The following is a 24251-nucleotide window of genomic DNA, read 5'->3' as shown; positions in this document are numbered from 1 at the left end:
CGATCGTTGTGGAAGTCATGCCCAAGGCTGAACTGCTCGACCCCCAGGGCAAGGCCGTCGCCGGCGCTCTCGCCCGCATCGGCAAGGGCGAGTTCTCGGGAGTCCGCGTCGGCAAGCGGTTCGAGCTGACCGTCGACGGACCGATCGACGACGAGATCCGCGCCGCGGTCACCGAGATCGCCAACGAGATCCTCTCCAACTCGGTCATCGAGGACGTGGTGGGCATCCACTACCCGGGCGAGGACGCCTGATGCGCATCGGCGTCATCACCTTCCCCGGCTCGCTGGACGACCGGGACGCGCTGCGCGCGGTCCGCATCGCCGGCGCCGAGCCGGTCGCGCTCTGGCACGGCGACCACGACCTCCAGGGTGTCGACGCCCTGGTGCTGCCCGGTGGCTTCAGCTACGGCGACTACCTGCGCTGCGGCGCCATCGCCTCCCTCTCGCCGATCATGACCGAGGTCGTGGACGCAGCGGGCAAGGGGATGCCGGTGCTCGGCATCTGCAACGGATTCCAGATGCTCGCCGAGGCGCACCTCGTCGCCGGCGGCCTCATCCGGAACGACCACGGCAACTTCATCCGCCGCGACCAGCACCTGATCGTCGAGAACGCGGACACCCCGTGGACCAGCGGCTTCGAGCAGGGTCAGGAGATCGTTATCCCGCTGAAGAACGGCGAGGGCGGCTTCATCGCGTCGGCCGAGGAGCTGAAGCGGTTGGAGGGCGAAGGCCTGATCGTCTTCCGCTACACCGAGGTGAACCCGAACGGCTCGCTGGACGACATCGCGGGCGTCCGCAACGAGCTCGGCAACGTGGTCGGCCTGATGCCGCACCCCGAGCACGCGGTCGAGCCGGGCTTCGGGCCGGACACGGCTGCCGCGATGCGGTCGGGCGTGGACGGCCTGACGTTCTTCACGAGCGTCATCCGCTCGGCTCTCGTGGAGGCCTGACCGGCCCACCGCCGGCCTCCCCGATCTGCCGTGCCAGCGCCGCCGCCTGGTGCCGGTACCCCACGGTCTCGTACCCGACCACGACGACGGCAGGCGACAGCGTCACCAGCATCAGGCTGAGCCCGAGCGACCCTCCCACCGCGGCCAGCCACACGGCCGCGACCAGCACGACCACCGTCCCGGCGAACAGCCCGACGTGGAACGGGTCGCCCTCGTGCACCAGGTACGTGTAGAGCAGGAACAGCACGACCGAGAACAGCAGCACCGGCGCCGCCACGCTGACGATCGCACCGGTCACCCCGATCGACGCCTCCCCGTCGACGAAGTACGCGACGACGTGCAGCCCGGCGCCCGTGGCGGCGATGGCGGAGAACAGCAGCACGTGGCTGTACCCCCAGACCACCGCGCGCCGCCGGTGCCGGCGCAGGATCGCGGACGAGGGGATGATGAAGTAGGTCCACCACAGCCCGAAGGTGAGGCCGACACCCGCGACGGCGACCAGCGCCGCCTCCACGCTCCAGCCGTGCGCCGCCACCAGCGCAGCCACCGACGTCACCGTCCCGAACAGCACCTCGCCGAGGGCGATGATCGTCAGGAGGCCGTACCGCTCGGCGATGTGGCCGGCGTTCCACGGCGTCCCGCCGAGCCGGGTCTCCAAGAACGCCGGGCCGCCGAGCTCCACCAGGTACAGCAGCACGGCCACGACGAACGCCGTCAGGAAGTCGGGCGCGGCGAGCGCCAGGAGCACCCAGCCGACCTGAGCCGCCGTCACGAAGCCCGCGTAGCCCAGCGCGACCCGGCGCCTGGCCCGGTCCTGCACCGCGGCGCGCAGCCACTGCGCGACGAGCCCGATCCGCATCACCACGTACCCGGCGACCACCCCGCCGATCAGGAGGCTGCCGCCGTGCTCCACCGAGGCGAACAGCGTCGGCAGCCCGAGCGCGAGGACGATGACGCCGACCATCTGGACCAGCGTCGTCACCCGGTAGAACCAGTCGTCGGTGTCGTAGGCCGACGCGAACCAGGAGAAGTTGATCCAGGCCCAGCAGATCGCGAACATGGCGAACACGAACGCGCCGATCCCGGCGGCCACCTCCCCGGCCGCGAGCAGGTGGGCGAGCTCCTCCCCCGCCTGGCCGAACGCGATCACGAAGGTCAGATCGAAGAGCAGTTCCAGCGGCGTGGCGGCGCGGTGCGCCTCCCCGGGGTCGCGTCCGGTCATCCGCATCAGGCGGTGGTTGAACCCTGTGCCCGCGGTCGGAGGCGTTCTCGGTGTGCTCGACGACACCCGCCCATTCTGCTCACCCCAGCGCCGTGTACACCACCACCCGCAGGTCCGGATGGTCCGTGGGCGCGAGCTGGTGGTGCTCCAGCGTGACCTCGCCCTGCCGGGGATGCCGGAACCGCCGCTCGCGCGACGCGAATCCGCGGATGTCGTAGCGCTCCCATGCCGCGCGGAACGCCGGGCTGGCCTCCCGCAGCCGCTCCACGAGCGCGCGCACCGCCGGGTCTCCCGCCCGCGTCCCCGTCTCGGCGCGGAACTCGGCCAGGAATCGCGCGCTCGTCTCCTCCCAGTCCGGCAGCAGCTCCCGCACCGCCGGGTCGGTGAAGACCAGCCAGAGCAGGTTGCGGTCCTCGCGCGCGACCCGCGCGACGTTGGGGTAGAGGTCGGCGTACGCGTCGTTCCAGCCCGCGATCCCCCAGTCGGGCGCGAGCGCGAACGCCGGGTTGGCGCCGAGCGCGTCGAGGAGGCGCTGCACGTGCGCCGGCGCATCCTCCACCGGCCGCGTCGGCACGAGCGTCGGCAGGCCGAACCCGGCGAGCGAGAGCAGGTACTCGTGCTCGGGCGGCGAGAGCCGCAGCGTGCGCGCGACCGCCTCGAGCACCGAACGGGACGGGTTGATCTGCCGGCCCTGCTCCAGCCAGGTGTACCAGGTGACGCTCACGCCGGAGAGGTAGGCGACCTCCTCGCGGCGCAGCCCGACGTCGCGCGAGCGGCCGACCGGCGGGAGGCCGTACTCCGTGCGCGGCGCCTGCTCGCGCCGGCTGCGCAGGAAGCGGCCGAGCTCGCCGCGGCGGTCGTCCTGTTCGGTCACGCGGTCGATACTAGTGCTCCCACTACTAGTAGCAGCGCCGTCTTCCACGCGCGCGACCTCGGCCGAAGGATGGGAGCATGCCTGCTCTCCGCTCCCGCACTGTCACCCACGGCCGCAACATGGCCGGCGCCCGCGCACTGCTGCGCGCCGCCGGCGTCGCCCGCGAGGACTTCGGCAAGCCGATCGTCGCCGTCGCGAACAGCTTCACCGAGTTCGTCCCCGGTCACACCCACCTGCAGCCGGTCGGCCGCATCGTCTCGCAGGCGGTTCAGGCCGCAGGCGGCATCCCGCGCGAGTTCAACACGATCGCGGTGGACGACGGCATCGCCATGGGCCACGGCGGGATGCTGTACTCGCTGCCGTCGCGCGAGCTGATCGCCGACTCGGTCGAATACATGGTGAACGCGCACTGCGCCGACGCTCTGGTCTGCGTCTCCAACTGCGACAAGATCACGCCGGGCATGCTGCTGGCCGCGCTGCGCCTGAACATCCCGACCGTGTTCGTCTCCGGCGGCCCGATGGAGGGCGGCCGCACGGTGCTCGTGGACGGCACGGTCCGCAAGCTCGACCTCATCTCGGCGATGGCCGACTCCGCGAACGACGCGGTCTCCGACGAGGACCTGCTGCGCGTCGAGGAGGCCGCCTGCCCGACCTGCGGCTCGTGCTCCGGCATGTTCACCGCCAACTCGATGAACTTCCTGGTCGAGGCGCTCGGCCTCGGCCTCCCGGGCAACGGCTCGACCCTCGCCACCCACACCGCGCGCCGGGCGCTCTACGAGAAGGCCGGCGCGACCGCGGTCGAGCTGGCGCACCGCTACTACGACGGCGAGGACGCGTCGGTGCTCCCGCGCTCGATTGCGACCCGGGAGGCCTTCGGCAACGCGATGGCGCTCGACATCGCGATGGGCGGCTCGACCAACACGATCCTGCACCTGCTCGCGGCGGCGCGCGAGGGCGGCATCGACTACGACCTGGACGACATCGACCGGCTCTCCCGCCGCGTCCCGTGCCTCAGCAAGGTGGCGCCGAACGGCGCGGCGCTCGTGGAGGACGTGCACCGGGCGGGCGGCGTCCCCGCGCTGCTCGGCGAGCTCGACCGGGCCGGCCTCCTCGACCGCGGGGTGCACAGCATCCACGCGCCGTCCCTGGAGTCGTGGCTGGCGGAGTGGGACATCCGCGGCGGGTCGGCGACGGACGAGGCGATCGAGCTGTTCCACGCCGCCCCGGGCGGGGTGCGGTCGGCGCAGGCGTCGTCGCAGTCGGCGCGGTGGGAGACACTCGACACCGACGGCGCGGCCGGTGTGATCCGGGATGTCGCCCACGCCCACTCGGCGGACGGCGGCCTCGCGATCCTCCGCGGCAACCTGGCGCCGGACGGCTCCGTGGTGAAGACCGCGGGCGTCGACCCGAGCATCCTGACTTTCTCCGGCCCGGCCGTGGTGGTCGAGTCGCAGGAGGAGGCCGTGGACGCCATCCTGACCAAGCGCGTGCAGGCCGGCGACGTCGTCGTGGTCCGCTACGAGGGGCCGCGCGGCGGCCCGGGGATGCAGGAGATGCTGTACCCGACGTCGTTCCTGAAGGGCCGCGGCCTCGGCGCGAAGTGCGCGCTGATCACCGACGGCCGGTTCTCCGGCGGCACGTCCGGCCTGTCGATCGGGCATGTCTCGCCCGAGGCGGCGGCCGGCGGCGTGATCGCGCTCGTGGAGGACGGCGACACGATCACGATCGACGTCGCCGCGCGCAGCATCCGCCTGGAGGTGTCCGATGCGGAGCTCGACGCGCGGCGGGAGGCGCTGGCGTCCGGCCGCGGGTTCCGGCCGCTGGATCGGGAGCGGCCGGTGTCGGCGGCGCTGCGGGCGTACGCGGCGATGACGCTGTCGGCCGACCAGGGCGCGGCGCGGGATGTCGACCAGCTGACGCGGGCGGCGGTCCCGACCGCCTGAGCGGCGCCCGGCCGGCTACAGCAGCCCGGCCTCCCGGAACGCACGGTCGTAGATCTCGCGGATGACCGCCTGCTTGCGGAGGTTGTACTCCTGCACCGCGTCGGCGCCCGGGATCGCGGCGCGCTTGGCGTCCACGTACCGCTCCCGGTCGTCCGGGTGGGTGCGCAGCCAGTCACGGAAGATCCGGTGCCGCACCAGCTCCGGGCTGTCCGGGCTCCACACGTGCAGGTTCGCGCGCGGCCCGGACATGCGGGTGAGGCAGCGGTGCTCGTGCCAGGACGGCTCGCGGATGGTCAGCCGGTAGCCGATCGACTCCAGCGCGGGCAGGTAGGCGGCCTCGTCGCGCGAGTCGGCGAGGGTGAGATCGAGGTCGATGACGTCCTTCGCCGCGAGCCCCGGAACGGAGGTCGAGCCGACGTGCTCGAGTCCGAGGACCCGGTCGCCGAGCGCCGCCCGGATGTCCGCGGCCAACGCGGCGGCGCGCTCCGGCCAGCCCGGGTCGTACTCCACGATCACGACCGGCTCGGGAGGCGGCGGCCCATCGACCCACGGGTCCTCGTCCGGGTTCGGGTCGGAGTGGTGGGTGATCTGCTCGGGAGTCGGCATCCTGCGAGAGTAGTCCGCGGTCAGGCCTTCGGCGCGCGCGGCTTGCGCGGCTTCTTCTCCTTCGGCGGCATCCGCCCGACCTGCTCCAGCGCGACGCCGATCCACTCGCGGAGGCGGTCGGGGTCGTCGCGCCAGGCGGCCGGCAGCGACACGTAGCCGCCCATCGGCCGCTCGGCCGGCCCGTACGGACCGGTGCCGTCGATCGCCTGCAGCTCCTCGCGCACGGCGTCGTCGGGCAGCCGCACCCCGACGCTCTCGCCGAACAGTCCGGCGAACATGTTGCCGTTCACGAACGCGCCCAAGTTCGCGAACATCGGCTTGACCTCGACACCCGGGGCGTCGGGGACCACCGAGCGGAACAGCTCCATCGTCTCCTGCGACGGTCGTGGGATCTGCATGGCTGGCCTTCCGTCCGGCAGCGGGATGTGCACAACAGTACGTGTCCACATCCTGCCACTCGGCAGGGCAGCGCGCCTTCCGCGTCGGAGAGTGATCGCTGTCGGGGTTGATAACAGGCCGGCATGTGTGTCAACATCACAGTGTTAGTGTTTACATTTTAGACGATTGATTCTACGAAGGAGTAGTTCATGAAGCTTCGCAAGCGATCCCGCACAGTCGTGAAGACGATCGCCGTCCTGGGTGCCTCGGCGCTCTCGGCCTCGCTACTCGGAGCCGCGGCAGTCTCGTCCAACGCTTCTCAAGACGCCGAAGAGACGCTCGCCGCGATCGCGCCAGACGCTGTGAACGACGCAGCGGAGGACACCTCTGCCACATCGGCTGAAGTGACAGCCACAACAGCCGACTCGACTGTTACGCTGCCGCTCGATCCGGAACAGGGCATCACGGTCGAAGCCGGGGACACGACGTTCACCATCGAGGTTCCGTCCGCAAAAAGCGCGAGCGGCTCGATCAACTCGGATTCGGGCATCGTCTCGTACGACAACCACGACGGCTCGGCCACGGTGGCAGTCGCCAACGAGGACTCCTCAACGTCGCTGCACACCATCATCGAGGGGCCGAACGCTCCTCGGGCGTACGCGTACGACTACGCAGGAGACGTGCGACTCGCGCAGCTCCCGGACGGCGGCGTCGTGCTGATCGGCTCGTCCGGCGATCTGGTCGCGTCGATCGCGGAGCCGTGGGCCAGGGACGCCAGGGGAAAGGCGGTCGCGACCCGTTACATCGTCACCGGGAACACTCTCACGCAGATCGTCGAGCACGACGCGAGATCGACCTACCCGATCGTCGCGGACCCGACCACTCTCGGAAGTAACGCCTTCTACACCAAAGTTGTTCAGAACAGTGGCGCTCAGGGCACGTACATCAGCGTCTACCCGGCGCAGATCAAATGGAACGCCTACAGCGGTGACACGATCTACGCGAACTACCGTGCGCTCGTTCCTTCCGCTTACCAGGGCAACAAGTGGCGCGACCAACTCGTCTGCCATGCAGCGAACGTCGGCATCTGGAAGGCCCCCTGGAATCTCGACTCCTGGCGGCCCGATGTCGGCTATGCGCGCACCGTGCTCGCCGGTTGCAACCCCTGAGATGCAGAGCTGACGAAATGAAGAGACCGCTCCTCGTCGCCGTGGCTTCCGTCACCGCCGGATCGATCGCAGCGCTCTGGGCGGGTGGCGAGCTCTTCTCCGCGGCTCTTCGAGCCGATCAGCTGGGGACGCCGGGTCGGCTGGACCCGATCGGCATCGCCATCTTCGGCGCGGGACTACTGGCTGCGTCGGGCGGTGTGGTCGCAGCAATCTACACATCGGCGAGATGGTTCCGAAGTCGGCACGCGGGGCCGGGCGCTCCCGACCCCCGGTAGACTGGCTCCCATCCCCACCACCGCCAGCAGCCTGGAGTGCCCGCGTGACCGACACCACCGTCCAGCATGTCGTCGACACCGTCGCGAACGCCGCCGCGACTCCGGAGAAGGAGCAGCCGTACGCGGCGCTCGGCCTCAAGGACGACGAGTACGCGCAGATCCGGGAGATCCTGGGCCGCCGCCCCACCTCGGGCGAGCTGGCGATGTACTCGGTGATGTGGTCGGAGCACTGCTCCTACAAGTCGTCCAAGATCTACCTGCGCCAGTTCGGCCAGAAGGTCACGCCCGCGATGAAGAAGAATCTCATGGTCGGCATGGGCGAGAACGCCGGTGTCGTGGACGTCGGCGAGGGCTGGGCGGTCACCTTCAAGGTGGAGTCGCACAACCACCCCTCCTACATCGAGCCGTTCCAGGGCGCGGCGACCGGCGTCGGCGGCATCGTCCGCGACATCATCTCCATGGGCGCGCGCCCGGTCGCGGTCATGGACCAGCTCCGATTCGGCCGCATCGACGACCCGGACACCGCGCGCGTCGTCCACGGCGTCGTCTCCGGCATCTCGTTCTACGGCAACTGCCTCGGCCTGCCGAACATCGGCGGCGAGACCTACTTCGACTCCGTCTACCAGGGCAACCCCCTGGTCAACGCGCTCTCGGTCGGCGTGCTGCGGCACGAGGACCTTCACCTCGCCAACGCGTCCGGCACCGGTAACAAGGTGGTCCTGTTCGGCGCCCGCACCGGCGGCGACGGCATCGGCGGCGCGAGCATCCTGGCCTCCGACACCTTCTCCGAGGGCGGCCCGACCAAGCGGCCGGCCGTGCAGGTCGGCGACCCGTTCGCCGAGAAGGTGCTCATCGAGTGCTGCCTCGAGCTGTTCCGCGACAAGCTCGTGGAGGGCATCCAGGACCTCGGCGCCGCCGGCATCTCCTGCGCGACGAGCGAGCTGGCCTCCAACGGCGACGGCGGCATGTTCGTCGAGCTCGACAAGGTCCTGCTGCGCGACCCCACGCTCACGGCGGAGGAGATCCTCATGTCCGAGAGCCAGGAGCGCATGATGGCGGTCGTCAAGCCCGAGCTGCTCGACGCCTTCCTCGCCGTCACGGCCAGGTGGGATGTCGAGACCAGCGTGCTGGGCGAGGTCACCGAGACCGGCCGCCTCGTCATCAACTGGAAGGGCGAGGAGATCGTCAACGTCGACCCGCGCACCGTCGCGGTCGACGGGCCGGTGTACGAGCGCCCGGTCGCCTACCCGACCTGGATCGACGCCCTCCAGGCCGACTCCGCCAGCGTGCTCGCGCGCCCCAGCACCGGCGACGAGCTGCGCGAGCAGGTGCTCGCCCTGCTCGGCAGCGCCAACCTGGCCGACAAGAGCTGGATCACCGACCAATACGACTACTTCGTCGGCGGCAACACCGCGCTCTCCTTCCCGGACGACTCGGGCATGATCCGCGTCGACGAGGAGAGCGGGCTCGGCTTCGCGATCGCGACCGACGCCAACGGCCGGTACTGCCAGCTCGACCCGAAGCAGGGCGCCAAGCTCGCCCTCGCGGAGGCCTACCGCAACGTGGCCGCCTCCGGCGCCGTCCCCGCCGCGGTCACCGACTGCCTCAACTTCGGCAGCCCGGAGAACCCCGAGGTGATGTGGCAGTTCTCGCAGGCGGTCGAGGGCCTCTCCGACGCCTGCCTAGAGCTCGAGATCCCGGTCACCGGCGGCAACGTGTCGTTCTACAACCAGACCGGCGATGTCCCGATCTTCCCGACCCCGGTCGTCGGCGTGCTCGGCGTGATCGACGACGTCGCGCGCCGCATCCCGGCCGGCTGGCAGGACGAGGGCGAGAACATCTACCTGCTCGGCGTCACCCGCGAGGAGCTCGACGGGTCGGCGTGGGCCGGCACCGTCCACGGCCACCTCGGCGGACGCCCGCCGGCGATCGATCTCGCGGCGGAGCGCACCCTGGCGGAGACGCTGCACGCGGCCTCAGTCGAGGGCCTCGTCTCGTCGGCGCACGACCTCGCCGACGGCGGCCTCGCCCAGGCGCTGGCCGAGAGCGTCATGCGGTTCGGCGTCGGCGCCCGCGTCTGGCTCGGCGAGGTGCTGGAGCGCGACGGCGTGGACGCCGCGACCGCGCTGTTCAGCGAGTCCACCGCTCGCGTCATCGTCTCGGTGCCGCGCGAGGACGACGTGAAGTTCCGCGGGCTCTGCGAGGGACGCGGTGTGCCCCTGCTCCGCATCGGCGTCACCGACGCCGAGGTGGGCGCCCAGCCGGTGCTCGAGGTGCAGGACCTGTTCACGGTCGGCATCGAGGAGCTGCGCGGCGTGCACCGCTCCACGCTCCCGGAGCACTTCGGCCCGACGGTCGCCTAGCCACCACAGATTCGTGACGAATGTCACTTCTGGCGCGGCCAGAATCGACATTCGGCACGAATCTGCGCGGGTCAGTCCGCCTGCGCGACCAGCTCGGCCTGGCGGCGCGTGAAGATCCGTACGCGCTGCTGCGTGAGCAGGATGCCGCACAGCACGACCGCCGCGCCCACCGGCTCGTTCCAGCTCAGGTGCTCGCCGAGCACCAGGATGCCGAGCGCGACGCCGACCACCGGCGTCACGTAGGTCACGCCGGACGTCGCGGTCGGACCCCAGGCCCGCAGCACGTTCATGTTCCAGATGTAGACGACGCCCGTGCCGAGCGCGCCCAAGGCGAGCAGGCTCAGGAGCACGGGCCAGCTGAACGTGATCGGTGACAGCGCCACCACCGGCGTCAGCAGCAGCATGATGACCGCCGCCAGCCCGATGTTGAGAAAGGCGACCGAGGTCGCGGGGATGTCGCGATGGCTGATGAACCGGCGGATGTAGCCGAAGCTGAAGCCGTAGCAGGTGACGGCGCCGAGGCACGCGAGCTGGCCCCAGACGCTGCCGGACAGCGCGGCGATCGACCACGGCCCGACGACGACCACCACGCCGACGACGCCGACAAGCACGCCCAGCACCTGGTCGCGATTGAGCTTCTCGACCCGGAAGGCGGCCGTGGCGAGGATCGCCGTCGTGATCGGGGTGACCGCGTTGTAGATGCTGGCGAGGCTGGAGGACACGTACTGCTCCGCCCAGGCGAACAGCAGGAACGGCACCACGCAGTACGTGATCGCCACGACCACGAAGTGCAGGTACACGATCGGCTCCTTCGGGAGCCGGCTGCGCGTGGCGAGCACGATGATCCCGAGCGTCACCGCCCCGAACACGAGGCGCGCCCACGCCACCTGCCCGAAGGAGACGCCCTCCAGCGCCACCTTCATGAACAGGAAGCTGGCGCCCCAGACGAGACCCATCGCGACGAACTGCAGAGCGACCTTCACTCGTCGAGGCTACTGCCAGCCGCCGACTCCGACCGGCGGAAATCGGACGCGGCGGCTCAGTCGCGCACGGGCCGCGAGGAGGCCTCGGGGAAGCTCTCCCCGGGGAGCACCGTGTTCGCGGCCGTCATGTACTGCTTCCAGACCTTGTGGCGGAGTAGGTCGCCCTTGATGCCGCCGATCGTCGATCGCCGCAGCGAGACGCCCCCGTTCACGTTGCCGACCCAGACGGCGGTCGTCAGCCGGGTGGTGGATCCGACGAACCAGGTGTCCTTCTCGGAGTCGGTCGTCCCCGTCTTTCCGAACACGGGGACGCCGTCGTACGGGTTGGACTCTCCTCCGGTGCCGCCGCGCACGACGCCCTGCAGCGCGGACGCCATGGCCGCCGCGACCTCCTCCGACACGGCCTCGGTGCATCCGCTCTGCGGCACCGGAAGCTCGGCCCCGTCGGGCCCGACGATGCGGTCGATCGCGATCGGCGAGCAGTGGACGCCCTTGTTGGCGATCGCCGCGAACGCCGCGGCCATCCGCAGCGGCGAGACCTCGTTCGTCCCGAGGATGTCGGACACGTAGGAGGTCAGCGGCTTGCCGTCGGCGCGCTTCACGCCGAAGGCCTCCGCCGTCTTGCGGATCTCGCACTGGTCGAGCTTCTGCGCCATCGAGAAGTAGGCCCCGTTGACCGACTGGGCGGTGGCGGATCGGACCGAGATGTTCCCGGGCTTCTGGCCACCGTCGTTCTTGGGCGTGTACGTGCCGCCACTCGCGCCCTGGCAGCTGTCCTTGAAGGAGGACAGTTGCAAAGCCCGCGAGTCACCGTTGACGACATCGTTCAGCGACCGGCCGTCCTTCAGCCACTCGGCGAGCGTGAAGACCTTGTACGTCGAGCCCGCCTGGAAGCCGCTCGAACCGCCGTAGTCGAAGTCGGTGCCGTAGTTGACGGCGGTGTTCTCCGGGGAGATCGCGTCCTGGTCGGCGTTGAAGTCCTTGTTCTGGGCCATGGCCAGGATGCGGCCGGTGCCGGGCTCGACGGTCACCAGCGACGACCCCAGGTCGAGCACCTCGGTGCTCCGCGGGATGTACGCGTCGACCGCAGCGACGGCGGAGGCCTGGAGGTCGAGATCGAGCGTCGTGTAGATGTCGTAGCCTCCCGTCGCCAGGGTGGAGTACTCGGGGTCCGAGGCGTCCGGGAGGACCTTCTCGTTCGTGATGACCCACTGCACGTAGTCGCAGAAGAATCCCGCGCCGAGCGGGTTGGCGGCGTGGCAGCCGGTCGACGGCGGCGTGATGTTCGGCTCGATCGGGGTGGCAGCGGCCTCGTCATGCTGGGTCTGCGTGATCTTGCGCTCGTGGAGCATGGCGGCGAGCACGTCGTTGTCGCGGCGGTACTTGTTGTCCCCGAGGTTGTCCGGCTCGTCGATGCGGAAGTCGTTCGGCGCGTTGACAGTCGCCACCAGGGAGGCGGCCTGCGCGAGCGTGAGGTCGGCCGCGGTCACGCCGAAGTAGTACTCGGCTGCCGCTTCGATGCCGTACACGGTCCCGCCGAAGTGCGCGATGTTGAGGTAGCCGAGCATGATCTGGTCCTTGGTGAGCGCCTTCTCGAGTCCGATGGCCAGTCGCATCTCGCGCAGCTTCCTGTCCATGCTGGTCTTGGTGGCCTCCGTGTAGGCGGCCGCTCGCTCGTCCTTGTCGCGGATCGCCTCGGCACGCTGCACCAGGATGTTCTTGACGTACTGCATGGTGATGGTCGAGGCGCCCGAACCGACCTCCCCGGCGGCCGCGTTGCCGATCGCGGCACGCAGGGCCGACGGGATGTCCACGCCGCCGTGCGTGTAGAACCGAGGGTCTTCGGTGGAGACCAGCGCGTCCTTGACGTAGGGCGAGATGGCCTCCCACGAGACGCTCTTGCGATTCTGGTCGTAGACCGACGCGAGGAGCACCGGCTCGCCCGCGTGGTTCTTGGCGTAGATGTCGGTCGTCTGGGCGAGCGCGTCCGGCGTCAGGGCCTCCGGCATCGTCTCGAAGAGGTGGAGGCCGGTCTCCGTCGCGACCCCGGCGACGGCGACCACCGGCGTCAGCATCGCGCTCACGAGCACGCCCGCGGTGACGCTGAGTCCGACGAAGCCGAGCGCTGCCGCAGCGCGCCGACGTGGCTGTTTCGAGTTGTCCTGCTCCCCCATGAGGCCCCAGCCTGCCCGATCCGTCTGGGAAAAGCCTGACGTGTGATATACGCGAACCTGAGGCGGGAACACCCGATCCTGGCCTCCGTCCCACCCGTGCGCCATGCTGGTGCCACCGCCGGGAATACTTCCAGCTCTGCGCCGTTATATGCGTTTGCATAGATACGGCGAGAACCAACCTGAGGAGCCAGCAATGCAGTACGGAATCTTCTCCGTCAGCGACATCACCCGCGACCCGGTCTCCGGCGAGACCCCGAGCGAGGCGGAGCGCATCGACGCGATCGTGAAGATCGCCACGCACGCGGAGGAGGTCGGGCTGGACGTCTTCGCGATCGGCGAGCACCACAACCCGCCGTTCTTCTCCTCATCGCCCACCACGTTGCTCGCCCACATCGCCGCCCTCACCGAGCGCCTGATCGTGACGACCTCCACGACCCTGATCACCACGAACGACCCGGTGCGACTGGCCGAGGAGTACGCGATGCTCCAGCACTTGTCCAAGGGCCGCATGGACCTGATGCTCGGCCGCGGCAACACCGGCCCGGTGTACCCGTGGTTCGGCCAGGACATCCGCCAGAGCCTGCCGCTCGCGCTGGAGAACTACAACCTCCTGCACCGGCTGTGGCACGAGGACGTCGTGGACTGGGAAGGCAAGTTCCGCACACCGCTGCAGGGCTTCACCTCCACCCCGCGCCCCCTGGACGACGTGCCGCCGTTCGTCTGGCACGGCAGCATCCGCACCCCGGAGATCGCGGAGCAGGCCGCGTACTACGGCAACGGCTTCTTCGCGAACAACATCTTCTGGCCGAAGGAGCACTACCAGCGCCTGATCGCCTTCTACCGCGAGCGCTTCGAGCACTACGGCCACGGCACCGCCAAGCAGGCGATCGTCGGGCTCGGCGGACAGGCCTACATCGGCAAGACCTCGCAGGAGGCCAAGAAGGAGTTCCGTCCGTACTTCAACGAGGCCCCCGTCTACGGCAACGGCCCGACGATGGAGGAGTTCACCGAGGCGACCCCGCTGACCGTGGGGAGCCCGCAGGAGGTCATCGACAAGACGCTGACCTTCCGCGAGTGGGCGGGCGACTACCAGCGCCAGCTGTTCCTGATGGACCACGCCGGCCTGCCGCTGAAGACGGTCCTGAAGCAGCTCGACCTGCTGGGCGAGGAGGTCATCCCGGTGCTCCGCAAGGAGACCGACGCCCGCAAGGATCCCTCGACGCCCGAGGCCCCGACGCACGAGTCGCTCGTGAAGGCGAAGTACGGCGAGACCGCACCGCGCCAGCCGCGGCCGAACGCCAACCGCGGCGACAACGTGACCGGCGCCTCGCCCTACCAGGACTCGGCAGACGAGTTCCAGGCGGAGTACCCGGCGCTCTGAGCGCCCGGCGTTCGAATCCGATTGCAGAGAAGGACACCATGACCAGCACCGACCAGCGCCCGTTCCGGGTGGTCGTCGTCAACGCGGGCGTCAGCGACCCGTCGTCCACCAAGATGCTCGCCGACCGCCTCGCCCTCCGCGTGGAGGCCGCCGCCCAGCGCGAGGGCCACACGGTCGAAACGCAGAACCTCGACCTCCGGGAGCTACTGCCCGAACTGTCCGGCGCGCTCGCGTCCGGCCACCTCGGCCCGCGCTTCACGGCGGCGATCGAGGCGCTGGCAGCGGCCGACGGCATCATCGCGACGGCTCCGGTCTACAAGGCCGGCCCGAGCGGGCTGTTCAGCTCGTTCTTCCAGGTGCTCGACAACGACCTCCTGATCGCGAAGCCGGTGATCCTCGGCGCGACCGCGGGGACGGCCCGGCACGCGCTGGTGGTCGACGAGCAGATGCGCTCGATGTTCGCCTACCTCCGGACGATGACGGCCCCCACCTCGGTGTTCGCGTCGACGGAGGACTGGCAGGACAACGCCCTGGGCAAGCGGATCGACCGAGCGGCGCGCGAGCTGGTCGTGCTCATGGAGACCGGTGTGGAGGCCCGCATCAAGGACACGTCCTGGAACAGCTACCAGCACGAGTACGGCTCTGCCGGAGGCAACGAGCTGGGGATCGACCTGGGATCGGACCTGATGCGGCTGGCGGCCGGCGGGACGCTGGGCGGGCCGGCGCGGAGCTGACGCAGCTGCGCGGGTAGGTGTGGAGGGCGGGTCCTGGTTCCACAGGGGCCGCCCTTCTTCCTGCTCCAGGTTGGTCGGGCGAGCAGAATGGCCGCATGGATGACGTCGAGATCTACCAGTCCGCGGATGGTGCTGTCCGGCTGGAGGTCAGGACGGATGGCGAAACCGTCTGGCTGACCCAGGCCCAGATGACGAGCTTGTTCGGTCGGGATAGGACCGTGATCGTCCGTCACATCGCGAACGCCGAGCGCGAGGAATTGGACGGAATTCCAACCCGTGCATATTTTGCACAGGTTCGATCCGAGGGTGCTCGACTGGTCGAACGAGACGTCGAGCATTTCAATCTCGACGTCGTCCTCTCCGTCGGCTATCGGGTGAAGTCCGCGGAGGGAGTCCAGTTCCGACGCTGGGCGAACGACGTTCTCCGGCACTACGTCGTCGAGGGCGTCGCCACGAACGAGGCCCGGCTCCGGGAGATCGGGGCGATCGTCCAATTGCTCGGGCGGTCGCCTGACACGACCGTCGCGGGCATCGCCGAAGTGCTCAAGAGATACACGCCCGGTCTCGAACTCCTCGACGAGTACGACCGACGCGAGGTGCCACCGATCGCCGGCGAAACTCCCTCGTTCCGCCTGACGTACGATTCGGCGCGCCAGGTCATCGATCAGGTCGCGACCCAGTTCCCGCACGACAACCTGCTCGGCCTCGAACGCGGCGACGCGTTCCGAGGCATCATCGGGAACGTCGAGCAGACGTACCTCGGCGAGGAGCTCTACGACAGCGTCCAGGAGAAGGCCGCCCATCTGCTCTACTTCGTGACGAAGGACCATCCGCTTGCCGACGGCAACAAACGATCCGCCGCGGCGCTGTTCACCTGGTACCTCGAACAGAACAGAGCCACAGCCGATGATTCCGGCCACCCGCTCGTCAGCCCGAAGATGCTCGCGGCCGTCACACTGATGACCGCCATGTCCCGGCCCGACGAGAAGGAGTCGATGATCCGGCTGATCGGGAACTTGATCACACGCTGATCACCGGCCCCCTCCCGATCCCGCACCCCGTCCGCGGTACTCTGTCCAAGACGGAGGGGAGCCGCGTGGACGTGCTGGGCGTGCTGGAGTGGATCGGCGTCGTGGTGTGCCTGATCCTGGCGCTGACCGGGCTCATTCCGGTGATCGCGGCCGCTGCGACGTTCGTCGTCATCCCGTTCCACGCCTGGATCAACCACTACAAGAAGGCCGCGCCCTACCTCCCGCGCGTCGCCATCGTCGTGCCCGCCTGGAACGAGGGGGCCGTGATCGGGGCCTCCATCGACCGGCTCATGGCGCTCGACTATCCCAAAGAGGCGCTGCGCATCTACGTCGTGGACGACGCCAGCACCGACGACACCCCCGTCGTCGTCGGCAGCCGTGCCGAGCAGTACCCGGGCAACGTGTTCCTGCTGCGCCGCGAGCAGGGCGGCCAGGGCAAGGCGCACACGCTCAACCACGGCATCGAGCGCATCCTCGCCGAGGACTGGATGGAGGCGCTCCTCATCATGGACGCCGACGTCATCTACCTGCCCGACTCGCTGCGGCGGATGACCCGGCACCTGGCCGACCCCGAGGTCGGCGCCGTCTCCGCGTACATCCGGGAGGGCAGCCGCGACCGCAACTATCTCACCAAGTTCGTCAGCGTCGAGTACGTGCTCTCGCAGCCCGCTGCGCGGCGCGCCCAGAACGTCCTCGGCGCGCAGGCCTGCCTCGCCGGCGGTGCCCAGCTGCACACCCGCGAGAACCTGCTCGCCATCGGCGGCCGGGTGGACACCTCCACGCTCGCGGAGGACACGATCACGACGTTCGAGACGCAGCTGCACGGCAAGAAGGTCGTCTTCGAGCCGCACGCGCACGTGCTCGCCGAGGAGCCGCGCGCCGTGGACGCGCTCTGGAAGCAGCGGCTGCGCTGGGCGCGCGGCAACGTCTCCGTCACGGCGCGCTACTCGAAGGTCTGGTTCCGGCCGTCGCGCGTCCACCATCTGGGCGCGTGGACGTTCGGCATCGTCTGGTTCAGCCTGTGGCTGCTGCCGCTGATCATGGTGACCTCGGCGATCGGGCTCGCGGGGCTGCTCTTCCTGCAGAACGAGCTGGCCGCGAATGTCTTCCGCGCCCTCTGGATCTCGGCCGCGCTCGCCTACCTGTTCGTGCTCATCCTGGGCTCGCTCACCGACGCGAAGACGAGTCGCAAAGAGCTCGGCCACATCCTGCTGTTCCCCGGCATCATCAACATGATCGTGATGATCACGGCATTGTTCCCGCCGATCACGCTGGTGTGGCTGCCCGGGCTGTTCGGGGTCACGCTCAGCGACGAGGCGCTGTTCCTGCTGACCCTCGCGATCTACATCTGGATCCCGTTCTCGATGGTCGTCGCGTGGCTCGCGCGCCGCTCCGAGCGGACCCGCGCCGGGCGCTGGCTGGCTCCGACGCTGATCTACCTGGCGGGATACGGCTCCCTGCTGTGCGCGATCACGTTCGACTCCTACCTCAAGGAGCTCGCGGGCGCGGAGGCGCGCTGGGACAAGACCGAGAAGGTCGGGAGGGTCGCGGCGAACTGACGCCGGTCAGTCGACCAGCGTCAGCTTGACCGGGACGTTGCCCCGCGTCGCGTTCGAGTACGGGCAGACGTGGTGCGCCTTCTCCATGGTCTCCTCCGCCGTCTCCCGGCCGAGACGCGGGATGTAGACGTCGAGCTCGACCGCGAGGCCGTAGCCGCCCTCGCCGTTGGCGCCGATGCCGACGCTCGCCGAGACGGCCGCGTCGGAGGTGTCCAGCTTGCCGGCGCGGCCCACCGCGTGGATGGCGCTCAGGAAGCACGCCGCGAAGCCGGCGGCGAACAGCTGCTCGGGGTTCGTGCCCTCGCCCGAGCCGCCGAGCTCGCGCGGCGGGCGGGTGTCCAGGTCGATCAGGTCGTCCTCGCTGCGGACGTGACCGTCGCGTCCGCCTCCGGAGGCGTGCGCGATGGCGGTGTAGGCGATGTCCATGACGTACAGCCCAGTCGACCGGACTGAGCGTCCGCTGAGAGCGCGCCCAGCATCCTGATGTAGGTGGATTCGGGTAGCGTTGCGAGCGATGAGAGTGCACGGCGTGACGCAGACCACCGAGACCCGCGAGCTGACCGCCGAGGCGGACGACGCCGAGACGGCACGCGCCCTCGTCGAGGAGCAGGTTCCCGAGGGTTTCGAGCTGCTGCAGGTGCACAACGCGATGCCCCGCGGCGGACGCGTGATCGCGACGGCGGTCATCCGGGAGGCCGCGACCCGGCAGATCGAAGCCGACGGAGCGGACTACCCGGCCGCCCGCGACGCGCTGCGCGCCCAGGTGCCCGAGGGCGAGCGGCTGCTGTCGATCGTCGTCGACGACTGACCAGCGCGGATCAGCGGACCGTGAACTCCTGATCCGACGCGGCCTCCAGCAGCGGCCACAGCCGTGCCCCGGTCCGCGGCGACCGTGACGCCCGCGTGGCCCGGCCGCTCGCCGGCGCGCCCTTCGTGAGCCCGGCCGGCCCGAGGTAGCCCTCGCCGGTCAGGGTGGGGTCGAGGACGGCCCGCACCGGAACCCACGCGCCGTGGTCCTTGCCCTGCGTCCACGCCGCCTGGAGGTTGTCGGCGAACCGCTTGGCGCGGCTCGGCTGGTTGACGCCGCGGACGCCGGGCGTGCGGCCGGAGGTCGAGTAGCCGGGATGCACGACCAGGCTCGCCACCCCGCTGCCCGCAGCGCGGAGCCGGCGCTCCAGTTCGAAACCGAACACCTGCGCGGCGATCTTCGAACCGGAGTAGGCGCGCCAGGAGGTGTACGACCGCTCCAGCTGGAGGTCGTCCAGCCGGAGCGAGCCCAACCGGCTGGCCAGCGAACCGAGCGAGACGATCCGGGCGCCATCGGTGCGCTCCAGGGCCGGCAGGGCACGGGCGACGAGGCGGAAGTGGCCCAGCACGTTCGTGGAGAGGACGAGCTCGTTGCCGTAGCGGTCGGTGCGGCGTTCGCGCGGCGGGTGCACCATCCCGGCATTCAGGACGAGGGCGTCGACGCGCTCGCGTTCGAGCAGCGACTCTGCGAGGGCGTCGACGGAGGCGCGGTCCGTCACGTCGAGGGGTGTGGCCTCCACGCGGGCGCCGCGCACCCGCCGACGGATCGCAGCGACGGCGGACTCCGCACGCTCCGGATCCCGGCAGGCGAGCACGACGCGGACGCCTGCGCCGGCCAGCTGCTCGGCGGTGAAGTAGCCGACGCCGGCGTTGCCACCGGTGATGACGACCGTGCGGTCGTGGGCGTCGGGAAGCTCCGCAGGGTCCCAGGCCACCGCCTCAGCGGCCGTTCTCGGACGCGATGCGCTCGTGGTGGTGGATGACCTCCGCCACGATGAAGTTGAGGAACTTCTCCGCGAACGCGGGGTCGAGGTGGCTCTCCTCGGCGAGCACGCGGAGGCGCTGGATCTGCTCGCGCTCGCGCTCCGGGTCCGCGGGCGGGAGGCCGTGCTCCGCCTTCAGCGCGCCGACCTGCTGGGTGAACTTGAACCGCTCGGCGAGCATGTGGATGACGGCCGCGTCGATGTTGTCGATGCTCTGCCGGATGCTCCGCAGCCGCTCCAGCGCCTGCACGGTCGACTCGTTCTCAGCCATGCTCCGACCCTACCGGCCCGGAGGGTGACGCAGCTCGCTCAGAGCGACGGCGCAGGCTCCGCGATCACGTGATGGAGGACCCTCCGGGTCGCCCGGATGGTCACCCGCACCAGGAGCACGCCGCCGATCAGGCAGGCGGCCACCATCAGCAGCGAGAGCGGCGCCAGGAGCAGGGCGGCGCCCGTGAGCGGCAGCACGACGACCGCGGCGGTGAGCGCCGAGCCGATCGCGGTCAGCGCGAGCGGCGAGAGGACGGCGAGCGCGCGGGCGGCGTCGATGTCGGCCTCGGCCATCCCGATCCGGTGGAGGCTGACGTAGAGGTCGCGCCGGTCGAGCACGGCCGCGGCCTGGTTCACGCCGACGGAGCAGGCCACCATCAGGAAGGATCCGATCACGACGATCACGACGCCGGTGCGGATGTCCGCCACGAGCGTGTCGGAGACGGGATCGCCGCCCGCCCCGGCCGCCGCGTCGGCGAGCGCCAGCCCGACCCCGGCGAAGACCGCGACGAAACTCGTCATGGCGACGCCGGAGACCTGCCGCCACGCGGCCTTCGGCGACTCCAGGATCGCCCGCGCCGCGAGCAGCCGGCGCGGTGTGCGGGCCCGCCGGACCTGGAACGTCGCAGCCAGCCGCAGCACCCACGGGCCGACCAGGTTGAGCACGGCGATCGTCGCGCCGAACCCCGCGCCGAGGAGGGCGACGATGAAGGCCGGCCCGACGGCGCGCATCCCGGCCATGACCGCGACCGTCGCGAGCACCACGGCCACCGCGATGAGGGCGCGGAGCCAGTGCATCCGCGGCGCGGTCTGCCGGGTGCGCACGCCCAGCGGGGAGACGATGACGCCGTGCAGGCCGAGCGCGGCGCTGACGGCGGCGAGCGCGGCCACCCCCAGCACGGCCAGCGCGATCCCGCCGGGGGCGAGCAGGGCGGCGTTTCCGAGCGGAGTCCCGCGGAACGGGATGAGGCCGACCAGCAGGGAGACGGGCAGCGAGAGGATCACCCCGGCGAGCGCGCCCGCGACGGCGAGGATGGTCGACTCGATCACCGTCAGCGCCGCGACCATCCCCGGGGTCGCGCCGAGCAGCCGGAGACCGCTCAGACGCGCGTCCCTGCGGCGGGCGGAGAGCCGGGCGGCGGCCCCGCCGAGCCCGGCGAGCGGGACGGTCAGGAGGGCGACGGCGACGATCGCGAGCGCCTGGTAGACCAGCGCGAGGTCGTCGGTCCAGGAGAAGAACCGCTGCGCGCCTCCCGCCACGACGATCAGGAGGAGGGTCGCCGTCGCGAAGGCGACGACCGGAAGCACGACGGTGGACCGGTCGGCGCTCGCGCTCCGGCGGGCGAACAGCCAGGCGAGCCGGAGCGTCGTCACCGGGTCACCGCCTCGTCCACGATGCGGCCGTCGGACAGCCGGAGGACGCGCGAGCAGCGCCTGGCGACCTCGTCGTCGTGCGTGACCACGACGAGCGACCGGCCGTTGCCCGTCGTCGCCGCGATCAGCGCGGCCATCACCTCGGCCGAGGTCGTCGAGTCGAGCGCCCCGGTCGGCTCGTCGGCGAAGACGACCGGGGCGCCGGTGACCTGCGCCCGCGCGATCGCGACGCGCTGCGCCTGACCGCCGGAGAGCTGGCCGATCCGGCGGGCCTCCATCCCGGCGAGGCCGAGGCGCGCGAGCCAGTCGGCGGCGTGCTGCTCGGCCTCCCTGCGCGGCGCGCCGGACAGCATGAGCGGGAGGCCGACGTTCTCCACCGCGGTGAGCTCGGGAAGCAGCAGGCCCTGCTGGAAGACGAACCCGAAGTATTCCCTCCGCAGCCGCGAGCGCTCGGTCTCGCCCAGTACGGTCACCTCGACCGGGCCGCCGGGCGCGTTCAGGGTCACGGTGCCGGAGTCGGGGCGGACGATGCCGGCGAGGCAGTGCAGCAGGGTGGTCTTCCCCGACCCGGACGCGCCCATGATGGCGACGGACTCGCCCGCGGCGACGCGGAAGTCGACGCCCGCGAGCGCGGCGGCGGAGCCGTAGGCCTTGGTGAGGGCGATGGCGTGGAGGACGGGGCGCGCGGGGTCGGGCACGGGTGTGGTCATGTCATCCAGCCTCCCCGGGCGGGCCGGGGCGGCGCATCGGCCGGGAGTCGGGATCGGGGCGCGACGCGTCATCCGCGAGAGGTGGGACCGCGGTACGACCTCGGTCAGGGGGCTTGTGCCGGACGCATCGTCGTTTTACTCTATGCATAGATGATCTACGCACAGAGCAAAGGAGTTCATCATGTGGACCACCCAGGAGACCGCCGTCACCGCCCTCCCCCGCGAGCGCGTCTGGGAGGCCGTCCGCGACCTCCACACCGGCGCGCTGAGTTACGACGGCGCCGACCGGTTCGAGCTGCACGGGCCCTTCGCGGTCGGCACCGAACTCACCGTGACGCCCGAGGGGCAGGACCCCATCCGCTCCCGCATCGACGTGCTGGAGGACGGGCGCACATACGCCGACGTGACCGACCTCGGCGACGTCCGGCTGACCTTCCGCTACGACCTGGAGGACGAACCAGCGGGTGAGGCCGGCGGCACGCGCGTGCGCTACTCCCTCACCATCGACGGCGCGGGGGCCGACGCGGCCGGTCCCGAACTCGGTCCGCAGATCAGCGCCGACTTCCCCGAATCGCTCGCCGCGCTGCTGGCCGAGGCCGAGCGCCGCGCCGGACGGACGACACTGGACGCATGACGGACTTCCCCGAGGGGCCGGCGACGAGCCCCGGCTTCCTCCTCTGGCACGCGACCCTCCGCTGGCAGCGCGCGATGGTGGAGGCGCTGCGTCCGCACGACCTGACCCACGCGCAGTTCGTGCTGCTGGCCTCCGTGTGGTGGCTGAACGGCCACTCCGAGAGCCCGAGCCAGGCGCGGCTGTCGGAGCAGACCGGATCGGACCCGCGGATGACGTCGGAGGTCGTCCGCCGGCTGGTCGCGAAAGGCCTGCTGGAGCGCGCGGCGGACCCGGCGGACAGCCGGGCGAAAGTGCTTCGCGTGACCGCGGCGGGAGCGGCCGAGGCGGAGAAGGCGATTCGATCGGTGGAGGCGGCGGACGCGGCGTTCTTCGCTGAGGCGCAGCAGGCGGCGCCGGGTGCGCTGCTGCCGGTGCTGCACGCGATGGCGGGACGGTGACGGTTCCGGGTTCCTGACGGTCCTGTCCCGCGCCACACCGCCCCGATACGGTGGGTCCATGACCCAGACGCACCTCACCGCACCCCTGGACGCCCGCTCGGCGGCCGATCTGGCCGGGGCCGGGCTCCGGCTCGCGCTCGTCGACCTGACGGACACCGCCGCGCTGGACGCGTGGATCGTCGCGGACTTCCGCGGCTTCCACGGCCGCCGGCCCAGCGAGGAGGTCCTCGAGGAGGCCAGGGGGAACTTCGGCGGCCGGCGCACCACCGCGGTCTACGACGAGGGCGTGAGCACGCCGGTCGGCACCGTCAACTCGTGGGTCGCGCCGCTCACCGTCCCGGGCGGCGGCGCCCTCGACACCTGGGCGATCAGTTCCGTCACGGTCGCGCCGACGCACCGTCGCCGCGGCGTCGCGACCGCTCTGCTCGGCGCCGAGCTGCGGACCGCGCACGCGCTCGGCGTCCCTGCCGCCATCCTCACGGTGTCGGAGTCCACGATCTACGGGCGCTGGGGCTTCGGTCCCGCCACCTTCGTGACCGGCTGGAGCGTGGACGCCAAGCGGGTGCGCTGGACCGGCGCGCCGACCCCGGGCCGGCTGGCCTTCACGACGCCGGACGAGTACCGCGAGACCGGCCGCGCCGTCCTCGCCGAGGCCATGGCCTCCCGTCACGGCGAGATCGGCCTCGAACCGTACCTCGCCGACCGCCTGCTCGGCCCGCTCAAGGGCGACGACGACGCGGCGCGCTACCTCCTGGTGCGCTACGACTCCCCCGAGGGCCGGCCGGAGGGCTTCGTCAGCTATGTGGTGCGCGGGGGCGAGGAGGACTTCTCGCGTCACGTCGTGGAGGTGAACTACCTGGCCGCCGCGACCGACGCCGCGCTCACCGCACTCTGGCGCTACCTCCTCGAACTGGACCTCGTCGCCGAGGTGAAGGCCTGGACGCGCGGCGTGGACGAGCCGGTGCAGCTGCTGGTGCAGGACATCCGCGGCGCCCGCATCACCAGCGTCCAGGACCACCTCTGGGTGCGGATCCTCGACGTCCCGGCGACGCTCACCGCGCGCCGCTACGAGAGCGACGGCGACCTCGTCCTGGAGGTCACCGACGAGCTCGGCTTCGCTTCCGGCCGCTACCGGCTGATCGTGGAGGACGGCGAGGCGCGCGTCGAGTCGACCACGGACACGCCGGACGTCACGCTGCCCGTGGAGTCGCTCGGCAGCGTGTACCTGGGGCACGACCTGTCCCGGGGGCTGGCTCTGGCCGGACGCATCCAGGGTGACGCGGAGGCGCTCGACCGGCTGTTCCGCACGACGGTGCCGCCGCGGCTCAGTACGTGGTTCTAGGGGTGAGCCGGAATAGCGGTGCAGTTATTCCGGGTTGGGTGGCATAAGTCGGA

Annotated in this window: 24 protein-coding genes; 13 read left to right on the top strand and 11 right to left on the bottom strand. The window is 70.7% G+C overall.

Annotated features, from left to right (window positions below):
- Nucleotides 1-17: 17 nt before the first annotated feature.
- Nucleotides 18-251 carry a phosphoribosylformylglycinamidine synthase subunit PurS gene (gene purS / locus F1C12_RS16625; RefSeq protein WP_258045953.1) on the top strand — a complete coding sequence of 78 codons (234 nt, stop codon included), beginning with the start codon at nt 18-20 and terminating at the stop codon, nt 249-251.
- Nucleotides 251-949: a phosphoribosylformylglycinamidine synthase subunit PurQ gene (gene purQ, locus F1C12_RS16620; protein ID WP_185275999.1), complete on the top strand. Its 699-nt coding sequence runs from the start codon at nt 251-253 to the stop codon at nt 947-949. The genes purS and purQ overlap by 1 nt, the downstream gene beginning before the upstream one ends.
- On the opposite strand, the gene F1C12_RS16615 is transcribed toward purQ, so the two are convergent.
- Nucleotides 921-2237 (bottom strand): low temperature requirement protein A, encoded by a 1317-nt coding sequence (locus F1C12_RS16615; protein WP_258045952.1) that lies wholly within the window; start codon nt 2235-2237, stop codon nt 921-923. The genes purQ and F1C12_RS16615 overlap by 29 nt on opposite strands.
- Before the next feature lie 13 nt (nt 2238-2250).
- Nucleotides 2251-3045, bottom strand: coding sequence for a helix-turn-helix transcriptional regulator (locus F1C12_RS16610; protein ID WP_185275998.1), 795 nt, complete (start codon nt 3043-3045; stop codon nt 2251-2253).
- 77 nt (nt 3046-3122) lie between these two features.
- On the opposite strand from F1C12_RS16610, the gene ilvD reads away from it, so the two are divergent.
- Nucleotides 3123-4988, top strand: coding sequence for a dihydroxy-acid dehydratase (ilvD, locus tag F1C12_RS16605; RefSeq protein ID WP_185275997.1), 1866 nt, complete (start codon nt 3123-3125; stop codon nt 4986-4988).
- 15 nt (nt 4989-5003) lie between these two features.
- Here the strand turns inward: ilvD and F1C12_RS16600 are convergent, their stop codons facing one another.
- Both F1C12_RS16600 and F1C12_RS16595 read right to left on the bottom strand, forming a co-directional pair.
- Nucleotides 5004-5594 carry a GrpB family protein gene (locus F1C12_RS16600; RefSeq protein WP_185275996.1) on the bottom strand — a complete coding sequence of 197 codons (591 nt, stop codon included), beginning with the start codon at nt 5592-5594 and terminating at the stop codon, nt 5004-5006.
- A 20-nt stretch (nt 5595-5614) separates the two neighbouring features.
- On the bottom strand, nt 5615-5992 hold the full coding sequence (locus F1C12_RS16595; protein ID WP_185275995.1) for a TfoX/Sxy family protein: 378 nt from the start codon (nt 5990-5992) through the stop codon (nt 5615-5617).
- Nucleotides 5993-6211: 219 nt separating this feature from the next.
- On the opposite strand from F1C12_RS16595, the gene F1C12_RS16590 reads away from it, so the two are divergent.
- Together F1C12_RS16590 and purL are read left to right on the top strand one after the other, a co-directional pair.
- Nucleotides 6212-7141 (top strand): DUF2599 domain-containing protein, encoded by a 930-nt coding sequence (locus tag F1C12_RS16590; protein ID WP_185275994.1) that lies wholly within the window; start codon nt 6212-6214, stop codon nt 7139-7141.
- A 319-nt stretch (nt 7142-7460) separates the two neighbouring features.
- Nucleotides 7461-9779, top strand: a complete 2319-nt coding sequence (gene purL / locus F1C12_RS16585; protein WP_185275993.1) for a phosphoribosylformylglycinamidine synthase subunit PurL — start codon at nt 7461-7463, stop codon at nt 9777-9779.
- A 71-nt stretch (nt 9780-9850) separates the two neighbouring features.
- Here the strand turns inward: purL and F1C12_RS16580 are convergent, their stop codons facing one another.
- Together F1C12_RS16580 and F1C12_RS16575 are read right to left on the bottom strand one after the other, a co-directional pair.
- Nucleotides 9851-10762: a DMT family transporter gene (locus F1C12_RS16580; protein ID WP_185275992.1), complete on the bottom strand. Its 912-nt coding sequence runs from the start codon at nt 10760-10762 to the stop codon at nt 9851-9853.
- Nucleotides 10763-10818: 56 nt separating this feature from the next.
- The gene (locus tag F1C12_RS16575; protein ID WP_185275991.1) at nt 10819-12936 is read right to left on the bottom strand and encodes a transglycosylase domain-containing protein; all 2118 of its coding nucleotides are present in this window, start codon (nt 12934-12936) and stop codon (nt 10819-10821) included.
- 193 nt (nt 12937-13129) lie between these two features.
- On the opposite strand from F1C12_RS16575, the gene F1C12_RS16570 reads away from it, so the two are divergent.
- The 4 genes from F1C12_RS16570 (at nt 13130) to F1C12_RS16555 (ending at nt 17641) form a co-directional block, all read left to right on the top strand.
- Nucleotides 13130-14317: an LLM class flavin-dependent oxidoreductase gene (locus F1C12_RS16570; RefSeq protein WP_185275990.1), complete on the top strand. Its 1188-nt coding sequence runs from the start codon at nt 13130-13132 to the stop codon at nt 14315-14317.
- Nucleotides 14318-14355: 38 nt separating this feature from the next.
- The gene (locus F1C12_RS16565; protein WP_185275989.1) at nt 14356-15051 is read left to right on the top strand and encodes a CE1759 family FMN reductase; all 696 of its coding nucleotides are present in this window, start codon (nt 14356-14358) and stop codon (nt 15049-15051) included.
- A 95-nt stretch (nt 15052-15146) separates the two neighbouring features.
- Nucleotides 15147-16082, top strand: a complete 936-nt coding sequence (gene rhuM / locus F1C12_RS16560) for a virulence protein RhuM/Fic/DOC family protein (RefSeq protein WP_185275988.1) — start codon at nt 15147-15149, stop codon at nt 16080-16082.
- Between the two features lie 80 nt (nt 16083-16162).
- Nucleotides 16163-17641: a glycosyltransferase family 2 protein gene (locus F1C12_RS16555; protein ID WP_185279018.1), complete on the top strand. Its 1479-nt coding sequence runs from the start codon at nt 16163-16165 to the stop codon at nt 17639-17641.
- 6 nt (nt 17642-17647) lie between these two features.
- Here the strand turns inward: F1C12_RS16555 and F1C12_RS16550 are convergent, their stop codons facing one another.
- Nucleotides 17648-18067, bottom strand: a complete 420-nt coding sequence (locus F1C12_RS16550; RefSeq protein WP_185275987.1) for an organic hydroperoxide resistance protein — start codon at nt 18065-18067, stop codon at nt 17648-17650.
- 103 nt (nt 18068-18170) lie between these two features.
- On the opposite strand from F1C12_RS16550, the gene F1C12_RS16545 reads away from it, so the two are divergent.
- On the top strand, nt 18171-18449 hold the full coding sequence (locus F1C12_RS16545) for a hypothetical protein (RefSeq protein ID WP_258045951.1): 279 nt from the start codon (nt 18171-18173) through the stop codon (nt 18447-18449).
- Between the two features lie 10 nt (nt 18450-18459).
- Here the strand turns inward: F1C12_RS16545 and F1C12_RS16540 are convergent, their stop codons facing one another.
- From F1C12_RS16540 to F1C12_RS16525, 4 genes are read right to left on the bottom strand one after another with little or no spacing between them, the layout of a single operon-like run.
- Nucleotides 18460-19383: an SDR family NAD(P)-dependent oxidoreductase gene (locus F1C12_RS16540; protein ID WP_185275985.1), complete on the bottom strand. Its 924-nt coding sequence runs from the start codon at nt 19381-19383 to the stop codon at nt 18460-18462.
- Between the two features lie 4 nt (nt 19384-19387).
- Nucleotides 19388-19702 carry a chorismate mutase gene (locus F1C12_RS16535; RefSeq protein ID WP_185275984.1) on the bottom strand — a complete coding sequence of 105 codons (315 nt, stop codon included), beginning with the start codon at nt 19700-19702 and terminating at the stop codon, nt 19388-19390.
- A gap of 38 nt (nt 19703-19740) precedes the next feature.
- Nucleotides 19741-21075: a permease gene (locus F1C12_RS16530; RefSeq protein WP_185275983.1), complete on the bottom strand. Its 1335-nt coding sequence runs from the start codon at nt 21073-21075 to the stop codon at nt 19741-19743.
- Nucleotides 21072-21785, bottom strand: coding sequence for an ABC transporter ATP-binding protein (locus F1C12_RS16525; protein WP_185275982.1), 714 nt, complete (start codon nt 21783-21785; stop codon nt 21072-21074). Before F1C12_RS16525 ends, F1C12_RS16530 begins: the two co-directional genes overlap by 4 nt.
- Before the next feature lie 181 nt (nt 21786-21966).
- Here F1C12_RS16525 and F1C12_RS16520 point away from each other — a divergent pair, with 181 nt between their 5' ends.
- Genes F1C12_RS16520 through F1C12_RS16510 form a run of 3 tightly spaced genes read left to right on the top strand, consistent with a single transcriptional unit; the run spans nt 21967 to nt 24198 of the window.
- The gene (locus F1C12_RS16520; RefSeq protein ID WP_185275981.1) at nt 21967-22419 is read left to right on the top strand and encodes an SRPBCC family protein; all 453 of its coding nucleotides are present in this window, start codon (nt 21967-21969) and stop codon (nt 22417-22419) included.
- Nucleotides 22416-22856 (top strand): MarR family winged helix-turn-helix transcriptional regulator, encoded by a 441-nt coding sequence (locus tag F1C12_RS16515; protein ID WP_185275980.1) that lies wholly within the window; start codon nt 22416-22418, stop codon nt 22854-22856. Before F1C12_RS16520 ends, F1C12_RS16515 begins: the two co-directional genes overlap by 4 nt.
- Before the next feature lie 58 nt (nt 22857-22914).
- Nucleotides 22915-24198, top strand: coding sequence for a GNAT family N-acetyltransferase (locus tag F1C12_RS16510; protein ID WP_185275979.1), 1284 nt, complete (start codon nt 22915-22917; stop codon nt 24196-24198).
- Nucleotides 24199-24251 lie beyond the last annotated feature (53 nt).

Source organism: Leifsonia shinshuensis (assembly GCF_014217625.1).
GTDB classification, from domain to species: Bacteria; Actinomycetota; Actinomycetes; order Actinomycetales; family Microbacteriaceae; genus Leifsonia; species Leifsonia shinshuensis_A.
This window is presented reverse-complemented; position numbering and strand designations above follow the sequence as displayed.